Source organism: Chryseobacterium cupriresistens (assembly GCF_046614675.1).
Lineage (GTDB): Bacteria > Bacteroidota > Bacteroidia > Flavobacteriales > Weeksellaceae > Chryseobacterium > Chryseobacterium cupriresistens.
This window is the reverse complement of sequence record NZ_JBKKJT010000043.1, coordinates 1-286: the sequence shown is the minus strand read 5'-3', so window position 1 is coordinate 286 and position 286 is coordinate 1. Positions and strand designations below refer to the sequence as shown.

Below are 286 nucleotides of genomic sequence, written 5' to 3'. Positions count from 1 at the left end.
AGCAGAATGGCGAGCGCATGCTCGGACGCCGCGCGGCGGCGCGCGACGCCGACCGCATCGGCCTGCGCCGACGCAAGCTCGTTCTTCGCACGCGACACGTCGAGCTCGCTGATGTCGCCTTCGTTGAAGCGGCGCTGCACGAGCTTCAGTGCCTGCTCGCGCAACTCGACCGTGCGGCGGTACAGGTCCTGGTCCGAATCGAGCTGACGCAGTTCGAAGTAGTTCTGCGCGACGTCGGCCTGCAGCGCGAGCTGCACCGAACGGAACAGCGCTTCGCTCTGCGCCT

Annotated in this window: 1 protein-coding gene; it reads right to left on the bottom strand. The window is 67.8% G+C overall.

All coding sequences use genetic code 11. The annotated features are described in order from the left end of the window. A partial coding sequence (locus tag ACLI50_RS22585; protein WP_411414681.1) for a TolC family protein occupies positions 1-286 on the bottom strand: 286 nt, incomplete at both ends.